The organism is Dietzia psychralcaliphila (genome assembly GCF_003096095.1).
Lineage (GTDB): Bacteria > Actinomycetota > Actinomycetes > Mycobacteriales > Mycobacteriaceae > Dietzia > Dietzia psychralcaliphila.
Genome location: NZ_CP015453.1, coordinates 905,845 through 924,289 on the forward strand (window position 1 = coordinate 905,845; position 18,445 = coordinate 924,289).

General features: G+C 71.0%; 17 protein-coding genes. 8 read left to right on the forward strand and 9 right to left on the reverse strand.

The window, feature by feature from the left end; translation table 11 throughout:
* Positions 1–3: 3 nt before the first annotated feature.
* The 3 genes from A6048_RS04035 to A6048_RS04045 are packed head-to-tail and all read right to left on the reverse strand — an operon-like array spanning position 4 to position 2,790.
* A complete protein-coding gene (locus A6048_RS04035; RefSeq protein ID WP_107748673.1) occupies positions 4–513 on the reverse strand; it encodes a DUF2771 family protein in 510 nt (169 codons plus the stop codon).
* Positions 510–1,901 carry an MFS transporter gene (locus tag A6048_RS04040; protein ID WP_107748672.1) on the reverse strand — a complete coding sequence of 464 codons (1,392 nt, stop codon included), beginning with the start codon at positions 1,899–1,901 and terminating at the stop codon, positions 510–512. Before A6048_RS04040 ends, A6048_RS04035 begins: the two co-directional genes overlap by 4 nt.
* Entirely contained in the window at positions 1,894–2,790 is an 897-nt protein-coding gene (locus tag A6048_RS04045) for a glutaminyl-peptide cyclotransferase (RefSeq protein WP_107748671.1), read from the reverse strand. The genes A6048_RS04040 and A6048_RS04045 overlap by 8 nt, the downstream gene beginning before the upstream one ends.
* 57 nt (positions 2,791–2,847) lie before the next feature.
* Between A6048_RS04045 and A6048_RS04050 the strand changes: the two genes are divergently transcribed.
* Positions 2,848–3,732, forward strand: coding sequence for a DUF3027 domain-containing protein (locus A6048_RS04050; protein WP_107748729.1), 885 nt, complete (start codon positions 2,848–2,850; stop codon positions 3,730–3,732).
* A gap of 55 nt (positions 3,733–3,787) precedes the next feature.
* Here the strand turns inward: A6048_RS04050 and A6048_RS04055 are convergent, their stop codons facing one another.
* Positions 3,788–4,057 (reverse strand): DUF2530 domain-containing protein, encoded by a 270-nt coding sequence (locus A6048_RS04055; protein WP_107748670.1) that lies wholly within the window; start codon positions 4,055–4,057, stop codon positions 3,788–3,790.
* A gap of 75 nt (positions 4,058–4,132) precedes the next feature.
* Between A6048_RS04055 and A6048_RS04060 the strand changes: the two genes are divergently transcribed.
* Both A6048_RS04060 and A6048_RS04065 read left to right on the forward strand, forming a co-directional pair.
* Positions 4,133–5,602, forward strand: a complete 1,470-nt coding sequence (locus A6048_RS04060) for an NCS2 family permease (RefSeq protein WP_107748669.1) — start codon at positions 4,133–4,135, stop codon at positions 5,600–5,602.
* Between the two features lie 14 nt (positions 5,603–5,616).
* A complete protein-coding gene (locus tag A6048_RS04065) occupies positions 5,617–6,450 on the forward strand; it encodes a TrmH family RNA methyltransferase (protein ID WP_107748668.1) in 834 nt (277 codons plus the stop codon).
* Between the two features lie 13 nt (positions 6,451–6,463).
* Here A6048_RS04065 and A6048_RS04070 read toward each other — a convergent pair whose 3' ends face one another.
* The 3 genes from A6048_RS04070 to serC form a co-directional block, all read right to left on the reverse strand.
* Positions 6,464–7,372 carry a DUF6928 family protein gene (locus A6048_RS04070; protein ID WP_107748667.1) on the reverse strand — a complete coding sequence of 303 codons (909 nt, stop codon included), beginning with the start codon at positions 7,370–7,372 and terminating at the stop codon, positions 6,464–6,466.
* 8 nt (positions 7,373–7,380) lie between these two features.
* Positions 7,381–8,265, reverse strand: coding sequence for a septation protein SepH (gene sepH / locus A6048_RS04075; RefSeq protein ID WP_107748666.1), 885 nt, complete (start codon positions 8,263–8,265; stop codon positions 7,381–7,383).
* Between the two features lie 170 nt (positions 8,266–8,435).
* Positions 8,436–9,560, reverse strand: coding sequence for a phosphoserine transaminase (gene serC / locus A6048_RS04080; protein ID WP_107748665.1), 1,125 nt, complete (start codon positions 9,558–9,560; stop codon positions 8,436–8,438).
* Positions 9,561–9,648: 88 nt separating this feature from the next.
* On the opposite strand from serC, the gene pdxH reads away from it, so the two are divergent.
* From pdxH to A6048_RS04095, 3 genes are all read left to right on the forward strand, one after another.
* Positions 9,649–10,314, forward strand: a complete 666-nt coding sequence (gene pdxH / locus A6048_RS04085) for a pyridoxamine 5'-phosphate oxidase (protein ID WP_107748664.1) — start codon at positions 9,649–9,651, stop codon at positions 10,312–10,314.
* 154 nt (positions 10,315–10,468) lie between these two features.
* A complete protein-coding gene (locus A6048_RS04090) occupies positions 10,469–11,758 on the forward strand; it encodes a citrate synthase (protein WP_107748663.1) in 1,290 nt (429 codons plus the stop codon).
* A gap of 31 nt (positions 11,759–11,789) precedes the next feature.
* A complete protein-coding gene (locus tag A6048_RS04095) occupies positions 11,790–12,146 on the forward strand; it encodes an FKBP-type peptidyl-prolyl cis-trans isomerase (protein WP_107748662.1) in 357 nt (118 codons plus the stop codon).
* 122 nt (positions 12,147–12,268) lie between these two features.
* Here A6048_RS04095 and A6048_RS04100 read toward each other — a convergent pair whose 3' ends face one another.
* Both A6048_RS04100 and A6048_RS04105 read right to left on the reverse strand, forming a co-directional pair.
* On the reverse strand, positions 12,269–14,188 hold the full coding sequence (locus A6048_RS04100) for a propionyl-CoA synthetase (RefSeq protein ID WP_107748661.1): 1,920 nt from the start codon (positions 14,186–14,188) through the stop codon (positions 12,269–12,271).
* A gap of 63 nt (positions 14,189–14,251) precedes the next feature.
* On the reverse strand, positions 14,252–15,778 hold the full coding sequence (locus tag A6048_RS04105) for a carboxyl transferase domain-containing protein (RefSeq protein ID WP_107748660.1): 1,527 nt from the start codon (positions 15,776–15,778) through the stop codon (positions 14,252–14,254).
* A 110-nt stretch (positions 15,779–15,888) separates the two neighbouring features.
* Here A6048_RS04105 and A6048_RS04110 point away from each other — a divergent pair, with 110 nt between their 5' ends.
* On the forward strand, positions 15,889–16,635 hold the full coding sequence (locus A6048_RS04110) for an enoyl-CoA hydratase (protein ID WP_107748659.1): 747 nt from the start codon (positions 15,889–15,891) through the stop codon (positions 16,633–16,635).
* 108 nt (positions 16,636–16,743) lie between these two features.
* A complete protein-coding gene (locus A6048_RS04115) occupies positions 16,744–18,381 on the forward strand; it encodes a VWA domain-containing protein (RefSeq protein WP_162845728.1) in 1,638 nt (545 codons plus the stop codon).
* Positions 18,382–18,445 lie beyond the last annotated feature (64 nt).

Genomic DNA, 18,445 nt, shown 5'->3' on the forward strand with positions numbered 1-18,445 from the left:
GTATCAGTCCGCGTAGGTGATACCGACCGACCACTCACCGCTGAGGACCGTCTCCGAACCGTCGGCCGCGTAGACGAGGGCAACCGCGCGGAGCGCCAGGCCCTCGATCCGGCCCTCGTCAGGGAGCGTGACGGGGATCAGCAGTTCGCCGGGTCCGTCTGGCTCGACGGTGTACTCGCGGAACCCGTCCGCGCGGATCTCGTAGACGTCGAGGGTGGCGCGACGCAGTTCCACTGGCAGGCGGACGGTGAGGGTGTGTTCACCTCGGACGGTGAACTCGCCCACCGGGTTGGTGTAGCTGGTGCCGTCGAGGTCCGTCGCCGCGAACGGGAGCACCTCCACGTGGTCGCGGTCGGTGGCGACGGTGATCGCCGGCACCGCCCCGTGGCGGGAGACCGAGCCCTGCCACGCACCCACGATCGCGGCGATCATGATGATCACCCACGCGAGGATCGCCCAGGTGACTGGACGGACGCGGGGGCCGGACGAGGGGGCATCGCTGTGAGAGCTCACTCGTCCATTCTGCCGAGCAGCCGCGCGCCGAACGCACGGGGGTCTCGTGGGGTGCCCGGGAACCTGGGCCGGTTGCCGCCGAGCCCCGGTACGAGGGTGGACCCGCGCGCGGTCAGGAGTGACTGGCCGAACAGCAGGGCGCCGACGATCGCGATCACGGAGAAGCCGATGGTGAAGTCCGGGGGGAGCAGGACCCCCAGCGCACCGCCCGCGACCCACGCGAGCTGCAGAGCCGTCTCGGACCGGCCGAAGGCGGATGACCGTGCGGAGTCCGGGATGTCCGTCTGGATCGAGGCGTCGAGCGCCACCTTGCCGAGCGCGCTGCACACCGCCGCGACCAGAGCGAAGGGGGCCGCCACCCAGATGCTGCCGAGGAACGCCGCGACCACCGCTGCCGACAGCGCGGCCCCCGCCGCGGTCGTGGTGATCCGACCCGGTCGACCCAGCGGCAACCGCGCGCCCACGGCGTTGCCCGCGAAGGTGCCCAGGCCGCCGGCCACCCCCGCGATCGCGAGCATCCCGGCCTGTTCCGCTGCAGTGGCGTTCTCCTGGGCCTTGGCCACGAACGCCAGGAACAGGGTGAGGAAGCCGGTCATGAAGCGGATCATGGACGCGGCCCACAGGTTGGCCAGGACCTGACGCCCCAGCGGCCGCGTGAGAACGGCCTTGAGCCCGACGGTGAACGGACGGCCGCGGTCCATCCGCAGTGTGGCGGACTCCTCGTCGAGGGCGGCCTCGGCGTGCGCGGGGATGGTCATCGCGATGTACGCCGTCACGAGCCCGACCGCGGCGAGCAACCACAGGGCCGCGTCGGAGCCCCACACCCACGACACCGCCCCGGCCAGGGCCCCGGCGATCAGTGACCCGCCGACGTGGCCGAGCACGGTCAGTCGGGAGTTGGTCCTCACCAGGTCGAGCGCCGGCGGCAGGACGTGCGGGGTGATCGATGCCTTGACCACACCGAATGTCTTGGACAACACGAGCATCCCCAGCGCGAGGGGATACAGCAGCCAGGAGTCGAAGTTGAGGGCGAGGATCACCGCGAGCACCGCCCGGAGGGTGAAGGTCAGCGACACCGTGAGGCGCCGCCCCCTGTGCAGACGGTCCAGGGCCGGGCCGATCACGGGGGCGATCAGCGCGAACGGTGCCACCGTCACGAGGAGGTAGAGGGCCACGTTGCCGCGCGACTCGGCGGTGGCGGCGGAGAAGAACAGCGTGTTGGCGAGGGCGACGGCGAGGATGGCGTCGCACGCGAAGTTGGCGACGGTGACGTAGCTGAGCTGTGAGAGCCCCGAGCGGTCCGCCCCGTCGGCGTGGAAGACCCTCCGGACACCTCGACCGGCGGTGGCCGCGGCCCGGCGTGCCGGCCCGGGGGAGCGGTCAGCCAATGAGGCGCACCTCGTAGAGCGAGGTCCACAGCTTTCCGGTGAGCAGCACGTTCTCCGAACCCGGGAGAGCGGCGATCCCGTTGAGGACGGCTTCCCGACTGGCCGGCCGGGGCTGCTCGAGAGCAGAGGCGTCGTAGATGGCGGTGACCGCGCCGGTGGCGGGGTCGATGCGGATGACCTCGTCGGTCATCCAGACGTTGGCCAGGACGGTGCCGTCCGCGCATTCGAGTTCGTTGATCTGGTCGACAGGTGTGCCCCCGGAGGTCACCGAGACCGTACCGGTGGGCTCGAACGTGACGGGGTCGCGGAAGGTCAGCTCGTCGGAGCCGTTACTCATGATCAACCGTGCGCCGTCGTGGCACAGGCCCCACCCCTCGCCCGCGTACGGCACCTCGGAGCGCACCTCGAGGGTCTGCGGGTCGCGGTTGTGGGCGATCCCGTTGGTCCAGGTCAGGGTCCAGAGAGTGTCCGGGGTGACGGCCAGCCCCTCGCCGAACTCGTTGCCCGCCATCGGGACGGACACGGTGGGCGGGCCACCGGCGAGCGGACGGCGCTGCACCTGCGAGCCGCCGTACTGGCCCGTCGACTCGTAGATCTCGTCGCCCACCACCTGCAGCCCCTGGGTGAACAGCCGGGGGTCGTGCTCCAGAGTCCGGACCACCTCGACCGAACCCCGCGCGGGCCGGGGCTCGGACGGGCCCACCGGGACCTGCCCGCCGGTCGTGTCGCCGGAACCGGAACTGGTGGGCATGCTCGACGACGCGAGAGAGGCGCTTGGAGCAGTGGTGCCCCCGGCGTCGTCGGAACCGGTCGCGGAACACGCCGCGACGGCGCCGACGAGCGAGAGGGTGACGGCGAGAGGGCCGAGTGTGCCGAGGACGCTGCGCATGCCTAAAGGATGCCGTACGACGGGCCGGACCGCGACGTCGTCGCGATGATGCGCATAATGGGTTGGGTGAACACCGAGGTAGGCACGGATCAGGAGGCGGACCCCGTGAGCACCGATCAGGCGTCGGGCTTCGACGAGGCCCTGCGCGAGCGACTGGCCTCGGGCGTCGACGTGGCGCGTGCCGCCGTCGAGGAGTTCGCTGCCGACGGTGTGGGAGAGCATCGCGGGATCGTCGTCGAGGCGCCGTTCACCACGACGCACCGGTTCGCCTCGGACCTCGCCGGGTACCGGGGGTGGTATTGGGCCTGCGTGCTCGCACTGGTCCCCGGCGGTGAGTTGACGGTCGACGAGATCTCGCTCCTGCCCGGACCTGACGCCGTGGTGGCCCCGGAGTGGGTGCCGTGGGAGAAGAGGATCCGGCCGGGTGATCTGGGCGCCGGTGACCTCCTGCCTCCGGCGGAGGACGACGAGCGTCTGGTCCCTGGTCAGCTCCTCACCGGGGACGACGGACTCGACGAGGTCGCCGGCCCCGTGGGACTCGGCAGGCCCCGGCACCTGAGCCGGGAGGGCCGGTCAGCGGCCGCCGCCCGATGGGCCGCCGAACGTGGCCCGGACACCGAGATCGCGCGAGGGGCCAAGCACCACTGCGGGTCCTGCGGTTTCCTGGTGCCCGTCTCCGGCTCGCTGGGGACGATGTTCGGTGTGTGCGCCAACGAGTACTCCGCCGACGGGCAGGTGGTGCACCTCCAGTACGGCTGCGGGGCCCACAGCGAGGTGCAGGTGGCCACGGACACCACGACCCCGGTGCCCGAGGCGTACGACGACGCCGCCGTGGACGTGGTGGTTCTCCCGCAGCAACTGGCGGCCTCCGCCCGGGCGCGGGAGGCGTCCGATCAGAACGACGAGGTGGGGGAGACCGGGCAGGCGAGCGGTTCCGACTAGCATCCGGCCCACCTACTGCTCGTAGGTGGCGACGGTGGCCTGACACACCGACTGTTCAGGTGCGGTCGAAGTCGAGACCGCCCTGTGCGCCCGCGCTACCGCGCAAGACGGCACGCCGCTGCAGGGCGTAGACGAGCGTGCCGATCGCGCCCACCCCCACGCCCACCGCGCAGAGGATGACCGAGCGCATGTCGACCTCGTCCATGAGCATCATGGCCAGGAGGGCGATCGTCCACGCGAGGGTTCCGATGAGGACGACCGGCCGCGGATCCAGCAGGTAGGCCGGGATCCTCGGCACCTGTGGCTCCGTCGACTGTTCCGTCATGACCGCGACGCTACCGCAGGCGGGGGGCCGGTTACTCTATGACGGTTCCTCACCCACCGCCAGGAAGGTCTCCAGATGTCGCAGAGCGCCGGGGCCCCGTCGCAGTCCCCAGCACGGATCGGGGCGATCGACCGGTACTTCAAGATCAGTGAGCGCGGTTCCACGGTCGCACGCGAGGTGCGCGGTGGGTTGGTCAGCTTCTTCGCGATGGCCTACATCATCGTGCTCAACCCGCTGATCCTCGGTTCGGGTGTCGATGTCGAGGGCAATCAGCTGTCGATCATCGAGATCGCCGCGGTCACCGCGTTCACCGCCGGCGTGATGACGGTGGCCTTCGGCGCGATCGCCCGCTATCCGTTCGCGTTCGCCACCGGCCTGGGCATCAACTCGCTCGTCGCGGTCACCATCGCCAGGCAGGTCACGTGGGCCGAGGCCATGGGGCTGATCGTCATCGAGGGCATCATCATCGTCATCCTGGCGGTGAGCGGGTTCCGCAAAGCCGTCTTCGATGCCATCCCCTCGGACCTCAAGGCCGCCATCGCCGTGGGCATCGGACTGTTCATCGCCATGGTCGGGTTCGTCGACTCCGGGTTCGTGCGCCGACTCCCCGACGCCGCGGGCACCACGGTCCCCGTGGGACTGGGGATCGAGGGGTCGATCGCGTCGTGGCCCACCGCGGTGTTCGCGTTCGGACTCCTGTTGTGCGGTGTGCTCGTGGCCCGGCAGGTGCGCGGCGGCATCTTCATCGGCATCGTGGTCACCACCGTCGTGGCCATCATCGTCGAGGCCATCGCGAACGCCGGCCCGTCCTTCGTCGACGGTGAGCCCTCGCCCACCGGGTGGAACCTCGCGGTCCCGGGGATACCCGAGACGCTCGGCGGTCTGCCCAACCTGTCCCTGATCGGGCAGGTGGACCTCTTCGGCGCGTTCGTCCGCATCGGCCCGCTGGCGGCCAGCCTGTTCGTCTTCACCCTGTTGCTCGCCAACTTCTTCGACGCCATGGGCACCTTCACGGGCCTGGGTAAGGAGGCCGGGCTCATGGACGAGAACGGCAACCTGCCCAACATGAAGACCGCGCTCGTGGTCGAGGGCGTCGGCGCCGTCGCGGGTGGATTCACCTCGTCGTCCTCCAACACCGTCTTCCTGGAGTCGGCGACCGGTATCGCCGAGGGCGCCCGCACCGGCCTGGCGAACATCGTCACCGGTGTCCTCTTCCTCATCGCGATGTTCTTCACCCCGCTGTACGAGGTCGTCCCCGTGGAGGCGGCGGCCCCCGCACTCGTGGTGGTCGGGGCGCTCATGATGTCGCAGATCGTCCAGATCGACTTCACGCGCTTCTCGATCGCGCTGCCGGCCTTCCTCACCATCGTCACCATGCCGTTCACCTACTCGATCGCGAACGGCATCGGCATCGGGTTCGTGGCCTGGGTCGTGATGGCCACCGCCACCGGCAAGGCCCGGTCCGTGCACCCGCTGCTGTGGGTGGTCGCGGTGGCGTTCCTCGTGTTCTTCGCGATCGGGCCCATCACCGACCTGCTGGCCTGACCGGGGCGCCGGCAGTGCTCGTCGTCGACGTCTCCGATCCCGCCGATCCCCGGTTGGACGATCTCCGCGACCTCAACCACTCCGACCGTCGCCCCGACCTCCCGGGAGGTCGGGGCCTGGTGATCGCGGAGGGCACCTACGTGGTGGGTCGGATGCTCCTGTCGCGGTTCCGGCCGCACGTCCTGCTGGGAACCGACGCGCGACTGCAGCAGCTGCGGCGTGAGGCGACCGCCGAGGGCTGGGACGCCGACGAGCGGGCCACCGGCGCCGTGTACCTGCGCACCACCAAGGACGTGCTCAGTGAGGTGATCGGGTTCCGGTCCAGCCGCGACATCCTCGCCGCAGCCGACCGACCGTCCCCGCTCGAGGTCGGCGCCGTCGTGGACGACGCCCGGACCCTCGTGGTGCTCGAGGGCGTCAACGACCCCGAGAACCTGGGCGCGATCTTCCGCAACTGCGCGGCACTCGGTGTCGACGGGGTGCTCTTCGGCGCCTCCACCGGGGACCCGCTCTACCGGCGGGTGGTGCGCGTGTCCATGGGACATGTACTGCGGCTGCCGTTCGCGCATCTGCCGGGGACGCCGACCACCTGGCAACACTCCCTCGGGGATCTCAAGGCGAGGGGTTTCCGCACCGTGGCCCTGACCCCCTCGGCAGATGTGCCCCTGTCGCGGGCCGTGGACGCCGACAAGGTGGCCTTCGTCCTGGGCGCGGAGGGGCCCGGTCTCACCGAGCACGCCATGCGGGCGTGCGACGTCCGGGCGACGATCCCCATGACGGACGGGACGGACTCGCTCAACGTGGCCACGGCAGCGGCGGTGGCGTTCTACGAGCGGTCGCGGGGCTGAACAGGGGCGTTCCTCACCGCCGGTTCGAGAGACGGCCCTTTATGGCTTCGCCGGCGCGTCGTACGGTGTCGCCCACGACGTCGGCGACCCTGCGTACGGCTCCGGAGACGGGTGAGGCGGCCCGCGCCACCGCGGGGACGAGCGTCGCCCGCTCGTAGTCGTCGTCGACATAGGGGGAGGACGGGCTCCCGCCCCTGCCCCCGCCCTTGTTCCCGGTGCCGGCGTCGCGTTGGTTGGCGGCGTGGAGTTCGGCGCGACCGGGAGAGCCCACCACGTGGACCGCGGCGCCCGTGGGCGCGGTGCGCTGGCGGACCTCCCGGCGGCCGTCGGTGGCGAAGCCGTGCACGGGGACGTCCAGCCCGCCCGGGGAGAGATCGAAACCCAGCCAGTCGCGGTGTGCGGCGTGGAGTAACGACGACGGCGAGAAGGGGAGCGCGAGCGAGATGGCGTCGGCCCCGTCGAGCGGGAACTCGCCCGCCCAGTAGGGCCGTTCGAACGGCAGGGGCATGCCCTCGTCCTCGACGATCCGGTCGTCGGCCCCGGCGAACGAGCGGACGAGTCTCCCCGATTCCCAACGGGCGAACCCGCTGACCCCGGTGTCGGGGTCGTGCGAGAACAGCAGGACCGTGGGGGCCTCGACGAGACGCAGCCACGTGTCGTCGGTCGCGGACGGAAGCACGGGCGACTCGAGCTGGACCTGGAGGACGGTCAGCCCGGGGAAGGACCCCACGTAGATCTCCCCGGGACCGGTCGAGGCCGAACGGTTGAGGGGGAACATCCCCAACGAGGCGACGGTGACGGTCGGGTAGAGCCGGGAGAGAAGACGCCGGGCGAACCCGGGGTCCGAGGGGTGGCCGGACCTGATGGGTGCGGAAGGGTCGTCGGTGCCCAGATACCAGAAGGTCGCGACGTGGTGGCCCATGGCTGAACTCAGTCGTCCTTACCGCGGACACCGAGCAGGACGTCCTCCCACGAGGGCATGGTGGGATGTCGGCGGGCGGCGCGGCGCTCGGGTTCGGCCGGCGGGTGCTGCAGGAAGTGGTCGTCGACGGATCCCACCGCGGCGGGCGGTGCGGACTCGGGCGAGGTCTCGGCCGGGGGCTCCGACCGTTCCACCGGGGTGGGCCCCGGTTCCCTCCGCGCGGGTCTCCCGGGGGTGGGCACGGCGCGAATCGGTGGTGGGCCCGGCGGGAGCGGGGGAGGGGACGAGACGGTACGCAGGGCGGTGGTCCTGGACGGGTCGAGGATGCGCTGGGCCTCGTCGTCGAGCGCACGGGTCGACCCACCGTGGGAGTCGAGCACGAACGACCAGGTCGCCGAGGCGTCGTCGGACAGGCCGGCGGGCCAGGAGGTCCGCACGATCCACCCACCTGCACGGTCGCGCCAGGCGTCCCAGGCCACGACGTCCGGGTCGACACCACGATGATCGAGGGCGGATTCGACCCGGTCGGCGAGAGTGTCGAGCGCCGGCCCGTCCGGCAGCACCGGATGTGACGCCCGGGCGAGGTCGGCCGCGTTCGCGCGTTCGAGGAGTACGGGGACGGCGAAGCCCTCGATCCGGGACATCGGGACCCCGGCGTCGGCGGCGACGTCCTCGGGGGAGGCGCCGTGCCGGATACGATCCTGGATCTCGCGCGGGCGCAGCGTGCCCGTGACGGGCACGCGCCGGGCGTCCTCCGGGGGCACGGACTCTCCCCTCGCGGCGGCGCGGAACCGGTCGTCGAGGGGGAGGGCCAGCTTCTCGCCCGAGTCCGGGACCTCACACTCGACCACGGACGAGTCGGCGTCCACCCCGATGATCCTCAGCTTCCGCATGCCGCCTCCTCGACTCCTCGTGGTCCCGTGGGCGGCTTGAGTGGCCCACTCCCCGGGTCCCGGGCGTTCCCCACATGGTAGGCCAGCGCGGCCCACCCGGCGCGGTGACGGGCCGGGTGGGCTGCGGAAAACCGTGGAGAGGCGCCCCGGGGAGGGGAGCGGTCGTGGGGTCAGCCGAGCTGGCCCACCACGTGGTCGATGCAGCGGGTCAGCTGCGAGACATCCTCGGGGTCGATCGCCGGGAACATGCCGATGCGCAGCTGGTTACGACCGAGCTTGCGGTACGGCTCCGTGTCGAGGATGCCGTTGGCCCGCAGTGTCTTGGCCACCTTCGCCGCGTCGATGCTCTCGTCGAGGTCGATGGTGCCGACGACCAGCGAGCGGTGGGCGGGCTCGGCGACGAACGGCGTGGCGTACTCGCTGGCCTCGGCCCAGTCGTAGAGCCGGGAGGACGAGTCCCCGGTCCGGGCGACGCACCAGTCCAGGCCGCCCTCGGCGTTCATCCACTCGATCTGGTCGGCGAACATCAGCAGCGTGGCCACGGCCGGGGTGTTGTAGGTCTGGTTCTTGGAGGAGTTGTCCACCGCGGTGGGCAGCGACAGGAAGTCCGGGCACCAGCGGTCCGTCGCCGCGATCTCGGCGACCCGGTCCAGGGCTGCGGGGCTCATGATCGAGACCCAGATGCCGCCGTCGGAGGCGAAGCACTTCTGGGGCGCGAAGTAGTAGACGTCGGTGTCGGAGATGTCGACGGGCAGGCCGCCGGCACCGGAGGTGGCGTCGATCGCCACGAGTGCGTTCTCCGAGCCCGCCGGGCGGGTCACGGGGACCATGACGCCGGTCGAGGTCTCGTTGTGCGCCCAGCCGATGAGGTCGACCGACGGGTCGGAGGTGGGCTCGGGGGCCGAACCCGGGTCGGCGGAGATGACGATCGGGTCGGCCAGGAACGGCGCGCCGCCGGTGACCTTGGCGAACTTGGAGGAGAACTCGCCATAGGTCAGGTGGAGGGACTTCTCTCGCACCAGGCCGAACGCGGCGGCGTCCCAGAACGCGGTGGTACCGCCGTTGCCCAACACGACCTCGTAGCCCTCGGGGAGGGAGAACAGCGAGGACAGGCCTTCGCGGACCCGGCCTACGACGTCCTTGACCGGCGCCTGGCGGTGGCTGGTGCCCATCACGGAGGTGGCGGCGGCGGAGACGGCCGCGATCTGCTCGGGGCGGACCTTGGACGGGCCGCAGCCGAAGCGGCCGTCGGCGGGCTTGAGGTCGGCGGGGATGGTGGGCAGCTGATCGCTCATGCTCTTGGGGTGCCGTTCCTTGTGGTGGGATTTCAGATCGACTCCATCTTAGTCGGGGCGGTGCCCGGCTCGGAGTAGCGTCTGGGTCATGGAGGATCCCGTACTCGAACCGGCCGACTTCGACACGATGCGGGTCGGTTACGGCCTGCACACCAGCCTGGACGTGACCGATCTGCACGAGGACTGGCTACCGCTGTTCGCCTCGTGGCTCGACGAGGCCGGGCGCCGGGGGGTGCGCGAGCCCAACGCGATGGTGCTCGGCACCGTCGGTGCCGACCGTCGGCCGTCGACGCGGACGGTCCTGTGCAAGGGCGCGGACGAACGGGGCCTGACCTTCTTCACGACGACGAGCTCGCGCAAGGGCGCGCAGTTGGCGGAGTCCGGTTACGCATCGGCCACGTTCCCGTGGTTGGTGGTGGAGCGACAGATCCACGTCGAGGGCGAGTGCCGACCGCTGGACCGGGCGGACAGCCTCGCCTACTGGCGCACGCGCCCCCGGGGGTCCCAGGTGGCGGCGTGGGCGTCGGAGCAGTCGCAGCCGGTGGAGACCGTCGAGGAGTTGAGCGCGCTCTACGCGATCGCGGAGGAACGCCTGTCGGACGTCGAGGAGATCCCGATGCCCGACAGGTGGGGTGGGTACCGCCTCCGTCCGGACCGGGTCGAGTTCTGGCAGGGCGGCCGGGACCGGTTCCACGACCGGGTCGAGTGCCTTCGGGGAGAAGAAGGGTGGACGGTCCGACGACTGCAGCCCTGATGTGCGCCGTCGCCACGACGCCGCCCGGCGGAGAGGTCCCGGGGGGAGAGGACCGGCACGCTTCGGAGCGATGGCGGCCGTCACGGTAGGGTGTGGCACAGCACATTCGTGGCGGGACATGGCCGCCGGGACCAGTCGTCGGAGAGGGAATCGCGTGACCGCAGGCTCGAACGGTTCGGACCGCAAGGCAACACTGTCCTACCCCGGCGGTGAACTCGAACTAGACGTTGTCGACGCCAGCATCGGTAGTGACGCGGTGCAGCTCGGGCCGCTGTTGGCCAAGACGGGGATGACCACCCTCGACGTGGGGTTCGTCAACACCTCCGCGTGCACCTCCTCGATCACCTTCATCGACGGCAACGAGGGCATCCTCCGCCACCGCGGGTACCCGATCGACCAGCTCGCCGACAACGCGTCGTTCCTCGAGGTCTCCTACCTGCTCATCTACGGTGAGGACCCCACGGAGGCCCAGCTCGCCGAGTTCACCGAGAAGGTCCTCGGTGAGACCGCGCTGCCCGGCCAGATGATGCCGCTGCTGCAGGCCTTCCCGCGGGACACCCACCCGATGCCCGTCTTCTCCGCCGGCGTGAGCCTGTTCGGCACCCACGGGGACGACCTGGACATCGACGACCCCAAGGCCGTGGACCTGGCCACCGCCCGACTGCTGGGTCGCGGCCCGACGCTCGCCGCGGCCATCGAGCGCATCCGCTCCGGCCACGACGCCCTCGACCCGGATCCCTCGCTCGGGTACGTCCGCAACTTCCTCCGCATGACGTTCGGGCCGGATTATGAGGTCACCGACGAGGTCGCCGACGCCCTCGACATGCTGCTGGTGCTCCACGCCGACCACGAGCAGAACTGCTCCACCTCGACCGTCCGCATGGTCGGTTCCTCGGAGGCGCCGCTGTACGCGTCCATCACCGGCGGGATCAACGCCCTGTACGGGCCGCTGCACGGCGGTGCCAACCAGGCCGTGTTGGAGATGCTCGAGCGCATCGAGTCGGAGGGCGGAGACGCCACCGATTACATGGACCGCGTCAAGAACAAGGTCGACGGCGTCAAGCTCATGGGCTTCGGTCACCGTGTCTACAAGAGCTACGACCCGCGCGCCCAGATCGCCAAGAAGCACGCGCACGCGCTGCTGTCGCAGAGCAACGACCCGCTCCTCGAGATCGCGCTCAAGCTCGAGGAGACGGCGCTGGCCGACGACTACTTCGTCGAGCGCAAGCTCTACCCGAACGTGGACTTCTACACCGGTCTGATCTACCGCGCGATGGGCTTCCCCACGGAGATGTTCACGGTCCTGTTCGCGCTCGGCCGGATGCCCGGATGGATCGCACACTGGCGCGAGATGCGCGAGGATCCGTCCACCAAGATCAACCGCCCGCGCCAGGTCTACACCGGCCCGGCCGAGCGGAGTTTCACCCCGATCAGCCAGCGCTGAGTCCGGGAACCGGACTCCAGGAGGAGACACCATGGACAAGCCCGAGATCGACAGGCCGACCGGCCCCGCGCCCACTGACCTCGTCAGCGAGGACCTCACTGTGGGGGACGGCGCCGAGGCGGTGGCCGGTGGCAAGGTCACGGTCCACTACGTCGGTGTCGACTACGAGACCGGCGAGCAGTTCGACTCCTCGTGGGACCGTGGCGAGTCCATCACCTTTCCGCTCAACGGCCTCATCCAGGGCTGGCAGGAGGGGATCCCGGGAATGAAGGTCGGCGGTCGTCGCCAGCTGGTCATCCCGCCGGACAAGGCCTACGGCACCTCCGCGGCCCTGCACCCGCTCGGCGGGAAGACCCTGGTCTTCGTGATCGACCTGCTCGAGGCCTGACCCGACCCGTCGCACCACTCACGCCCCGCCCCGCCCTCCCGTCCGGAGGGCGGGGCGCCGTCGTCCGTGCGGGGCGGCCAATTCCGTCGCCACGCCGCCTCGACCGGGAGCGGGCTCGGGTACTACTCCTGTTGCCGCAGGAGGGGCGCCAGGTCGTCGAGCACTCCCGGGTCCTCGATCGTCGACGGGACCGTCACGTTCTCCTGCCCGTCCGCGATCTGCCGCATCGTCTTGCGCAGAATCTTGCCCGAGCGGGTCTTGGGCAGACCCTGAACGACCGTGCAGTCGCGGAAGGTCGCCACCGCGCCGATCTCCTCGCGGACCATCGCCACCAGCTCTGCCCGCAATTCCTCGGGGTCCCGGACCTGACCGGATTTGAGGACCACGTATCCGACCGGTCGTTGACCCTTGAGCTCGTCCTTCACACCGATGACCGCGGCCTCGGCCACGGCGGGGTGGGTGGCGATCACCGCCTCCATCGAGCCCGTCGACAGCCGGTGCCCGGCGACGTTGATGACGTCGTCGGTTCGTCCCATCACGTAGACGTACCCGTCCTCGTCGAGGTATCCGCCGTCGCCGGTCGAGTAGTACCCCTCGAACACGGACATGTAGGAGGAGACGAACCTCTCGTCGTCGTCCCACAGGCCCGACAGGGTGCCCGGCGCCATCGGCAGTCTGATCGCCAGGTTCCCCTCCTCCCCGGCGGGCAGGGGGGTGCCCTGGGAGTCCAGGACGTGCAGGTCGTAACCGGGCACGGGCACCGTCGGGGACCCGGCCTTGATCGGCATCGGGTCGAGCCCGCGCAGATTCGAGGCGATCGGCCACCCGGTCTCGGTCTGCCACCAGTTGTCCACCACGGGTGTCCCCAGAGTGTCGGTGGCCCACCGGTAGGTGTCCGGATCCAGGCGCTCGCCCGCGCAGAACAGGGTGCGCATGGAGGACAGGTCGTACTTCCCGACCTCCCCGCCTTCCGGGTCCACCTTGCGGATCGCCCTGATGGCGGTCGGGGCGGTGAACAGGGCCACGGCCCGGTGGTCGGAGATCACGCGCCAGAACGCGCCGGCGTCCGGGGTGCCGACAGGTTTGCCCTCGTAGATGATCGACGTGGCGCCCACCAGTAGGGGCCCGTAGACGATGTAGGAGTGGCCGACCACCCAGCCGACATCCGAGGCCGTCCACCAGACCTCACCGGGGCGGACCCCGTAGACGTTCCACATCGACCACGCCAGCGCGACCGCGTGACCGCCGTTGTCCCGGACCACGCCCTTGGGCAGGCCCGTGGTCCCGGAGGTGTACAGGATGTAGAGCGGGTCCGTCGCCGTGACGGGGACCGGTGCGGCGGGTTCCGAGGAGGCGACGGCCTCATCCCAGTCGGTCCAGGTGGTGCCCGGCGTCTCGGGGAAGGTCTCGTCCGGGAACTGGTCCGGACGGCCGGCCACGATCACGGCACCCGGGGCGTGCCGCGTGAGCCCCAGGGCCTTGGCGACCATCGGGAAGTACGGCACCTTGCGGGTGGGTTCGATGCCGCCGGGCGAGGTCACCACGACCTTCGGCCGGGCGTCGTCGATCCGGATGGCCAACTCCGGTGCGGCGAAGCCCCCGAACACCACGGAGTGCACGGCACCGAGCCGGGCGCACGCGAGCATCGCCACCGCCGCACGCGGGACCATCGGCATGTAGATGACGACCCGGTCCCCGCGCCCCACCCCCTCGGCTGCGAGCGCACCGGCGAACGCCTCGACCTGCGCGAGGAGTTGGGAGTAGGTGATGGTCTCCTTGACCCCGGTCACCGCCGAGTCGTAGATGAACGCCGCCTGATCCCCACGTCCCGCCTCGACGTGGCGGTCTATGCAGTTGTAGGACGTGTTGAGTTCGCCGTCGGGAAACCAGCGGTAGAAGGGCGGTCGTGAGCCGTCGACCGCGGTCGTGGGGGGTGTGGTCCAGTCGATCCCCCCGGCCACCTCGAGCCAGAAGGCGTCGGGGTCGGCGATCGAGAGCCTGTGCGCGTCGGCGTAGGTCGACGAGGTCGGGGAATTCGACATCGGGTGGGCCCCTCACGTGCGGGAGTGTGTCCGCCGATCAGAGCCGACGGACTGTGACCCGGTTCACTCTAGTCGCAGGCCGAGCTCCCGATAGCGGGACATCCGCTCCGCGTACCTCCGCTCGGGGGGACGCCGCCGGACCTCGATCAGCGCGGAGGCGACGGCGTCGGCCATGCGGTCACAGAAGGCGTCCGGCTCGTCCGCCGCGTCCGGCCGCTCGGGTACCACCACGTCCACGATCCCCGCCTCGTGGAGGTCGGCCGAGGTGATTCCCTGCGACCGCGCCACCTCGGGTGCCCGGGAGGTGTCGTGGTACAGGATCGCGCTCGCCCCCTCGGGAGGGAGCGGGGCGAGCCACCCGTGACGGGCGCACAGCACCCGGTCGGCCGGGAGCATCGCCAGCGCGGCGCCACCCGTGCCCTGACCGAGGATCACCGAGACCGTCGGGGTGGGCAGGGTGACCAGATCGGCCAGGCTGCGCGCGATCTCACCGGCCAGGCCCCCCTCCTCCGCCTCGCGGGACAGCGCCGCACCGCGGGTGTCGATCAACAGGACCAGTGGGACCCCGACCTCGGCGGCGATCCGCATGCCGCGTCGCGCCGACCGCAGAGCGGACGGGCCGAGCGGGCTCGTCTCGTTCTCCGCGTCACGGTCCTGGGCCAGTACCACGGCGGACTGGCCACGGAACCGTGCCAGGGAGAGCAGGAGCGAGCCGCTGTCCTCGCCCTGCCCGGTACCGGACAGGGGCACCCGGTCCGGGGAGACCCGGGCGAGGAACGCGCGCGCCCCCGGGCGGTCGCCGCGGCGGGACCGGGTGATGGCGTCCCACGCGTCCGGTGCCGCGGCGTCGTCGGTCTCCGGCTCGGGGACGGGGCCGTGCGGCGGCGTCGGCTCGTCCCGGGAGGGCGGGTCCTCGCAGAGCACACGCAGTGCCCGTGCGGTGAGATCCCGGACCCCCTCGGGAGGGAGCACCCCGTCGATCATCCCGCGGCGGGCGAGGTTCTCCGAGACCTGGACGCCCTCGGGGAAGGGGGCGTCGTAGAGGGCCTCGTAGACCCGGGGCCCCAGGAACCCGATCAGGGCGCCGGGTTCGGCGACGGACACGTGGCCCAACGACCCCCACGAGGCGAACACGCCACCGGTGGTCGGGTGGCGCAGGTACACCAGGTAGGGCAGTCCGGCCGTCTTGTGTCCGGCCACGGCGGCGGAGATCTTGACCATCTGGAGGAAGGCGATCGTGCCCTCCTGCATGCGGGTCCCGCCCGACGTCGGAGAGGCCAGGATCGGCAGGCGCTCGGCGGTGGCGCGCTCGATCGCCGACACGATCCGTTCGGCCGCCGCGATGCCGATCGACCCGGCCAGGAAGTCGAACTCGCAGGCGATGAACACGACTCGCCGACCCAGAAGGGTCCCCTCACCGGTGATGACGGACTCGTCCACACCGGAGGCTCGGGCCGCGCGCTCGAGGGACGCCTCGTAACCCGGGACCGAGTCGACCTGAGGTGACCGCAGCGGGGCGCCGTCCCAGGACCGGAACGAGCTGTCGTCGAGGACCATGTCGAGGATCTGCATAGCTCCGGTTCGTGCCATGGACGCATCGTACGGTGGGCACGCTCACCAGCAGGTATCGTCGGTCGCGGGGTGCAGGGTAGTACCCCCGCGACGTACCAGCCCGCGACGTACCAGGAGGCCCCGCCGCCATGATCGACACACGCAGGGACGGTTCCGTCGCCGTCGTCACCATCGACCGGCACAGCACCCGCAACGCCCTCGACGCCGAGGTGTGTACGGCCCTGCGGGAGGCGATCGACTCCGCGGGCGCCGCGGCCGAGGGCGAGGACCCGGTTCGCGCGATCGTCGTGACCGGGGCGGGGACGGCCTTCTGCGCCGGCGCGGACCTGTCAGGTGGTGTCTACAACCTGAACTTCTACGACGCCCACGCGGCGATGCTCAGGGCCGTGGAGTCGGTGCCGGTCCCTGTGATCGCGGCCGTCAACGGGCCCGCCGTGGGCGCCGGGGTCCAACTCGCCCTGGCCGCGGACCTCCGCGTGGTGGCTCCCGGCGCGGTGTTCGCCGTCCCCGTCGTCAAGGTGGGCCTCGCACTGGACAACTGGACGATCAAGCGACTCGCCAACGTGGTCGGGGGAGGGCACGCCCGGTCGGTCCTCATGGCCGCTCGTCCCGTCGGGGCGGAGGAGGCGGCCCGGATCGGGTTGGCCAACGAGATCGGCGGCCTGGACACGGCGATGGAGCTGGCCGCCGAGATCTCGCGTTTCGCCCCGCTCAGCCTGCGGCACATCAAATCCGTGATCAATGACGACGACGCACGGCTCCTTCCCCGCGAGGAGCACACCGAGCTCCAGCAGCGGGCCTGGCGCAGCGAGGACATGGCGGAGGCGCGCGCCGCCCGCGAGGAGAAGAGGCCCCCCGTGTTCCGCGGGAGATGACCTGACCGTCTGCGGTCCCGGCCGGTTACTATTCCAGCGCCCGGATCCGCCCGAGGAGGCGATTGGCATGCGCCCCGGGGACCGGAGACCGCAGGGGGAGAGCCGAGGATGGCCGCCAGGCACAGTGCGTCGTCGCGCGGGGAGAAGTCGACGGCCCGCGGGGTCGTCCACGTGGGACTGGGGCTCCTGGCGGCGGTCCTCATCATCGGGGTCGTGGTCGCAGGCCTGTCCAGGGCCGGGGTGGGAGGGTTCTGCATCGACGCGGCCGAGGTCACCGTGGCCGCCGAACCCGACATCGTCGACCACGTGGAGACCCTCGCCGGCGGGGCGGGAGGGTGCTACTCCTACGAGGTCGCGGCGGCCTCCTCGGCGGACATGGCGGTTCGGTTCGTCTCCGGGCAGGATCTGCCGGACATCTGGGTCCCGGACTCCGCGGTCCGACTCGCACAGGTGTCCCAGGACGTGCAGATCCCCTTCGAGACCGTCCTCAACTCCATCGCGTCGACCCCGGTGATCATCGCCTCCAGTGGTATCGAGCTCGATTTGTCCACGTGGACGTCCGCTCTCGCCACGCCGCGGCTGGCGATGGGCGACCCGGTCCGTTCCGGATCCGCCGACGCGCCGATCCTCGCGGCGACCTCGGAGGTCGAGACGATGCGTTCGACGGCCGAGGCGCTCGCCACCTCCATGGCCGCGCTCGCGCAGGGCCAGGCCGGCCGCCAGGACGTCCCCCCGACGGCGCGCGACCTGCTCGACCGGGTCTCCGGCGCCGGCGGTGCCGCGATCGTGAGCGAGCAGCAGGCCGAGCTGGCCCGGCGGGACGCACCGGAGTCGGGGCTCGTCCTTGCTGCTCCGCGTACCGGCGCGGTGTTCCTCGGGTACCCCCTCGCCGTGACCACCCAGGACCCGGTCCGCAGGGACGAGGTCACCGAGGCCGCGGAGGAGTTGCGTGCCGCCACCGCTTCGACAGATTTCGCCTCCGGGCTCGCCGAGGACGGGTTCAGGGGCGCGGACCGGGCACCTCTGGCCGGAGGGGCAGGAGTCGGTGAGGTCGAGGCCCTGGTGGTCCGCGACCCGAACCGTCTGCACAGCGCGCTGCAGCGATGGCGGTTGCTCGCCACTCCGGGCCGATCCCTGGTCCTGGTGGACACCTCGGGGTCCATGGGTTTCCCGATGGCGGGGACGGACTACACGAGGATCCAGGCACTCGTCGACACCGCGGCGGCGGGCCTCGGACAGTTCCCCGACGACGCCGCGCTCGGAGTGTGGGCGTTCGGCGGGGCCGCGGGGCGGGACGGGAACCCGTACGTGGAGGTGGCCCCGATCCAGCGCCTCGAGGTCCCGACCGCCGAGGGGATCCACCGGGACTCGCTCGCGGCTGCCCTGGCGTCGCTGCCCGGTGTGGTCGGTGGCGGCACGGATCTCCATCGGACCGTCCTCGACGCATACGCAATGGTCCGATCCACCTACGACCCCGACATGATCAACTCCATCATCGTGATCTCCGACGGGGCCAACGACACCGTGTCGGGCCTGGCCGGGGATGATTTCCTGGACAGACTCCGTGAGATGGTCGACCCGTCCAGGCCGGTGATCGTGGTGACCGTCGGCCTGCTCGACGACGCGGATCCGGAGACCCTCGCCGAGATCTCCCGGGCGACGGGAGGCAGTAGTCACGTGGCCCGTACGCCCGAGGAGATCGTCCGCGTGTTCGCCGCCGCGATAGGCCAACGGGGCGGCGTCTGACCCGGTCACCGAGCCGCCGACCCCCCGGATTAGGTGACGGCACCCCACGGATGGGGGTGCCGTC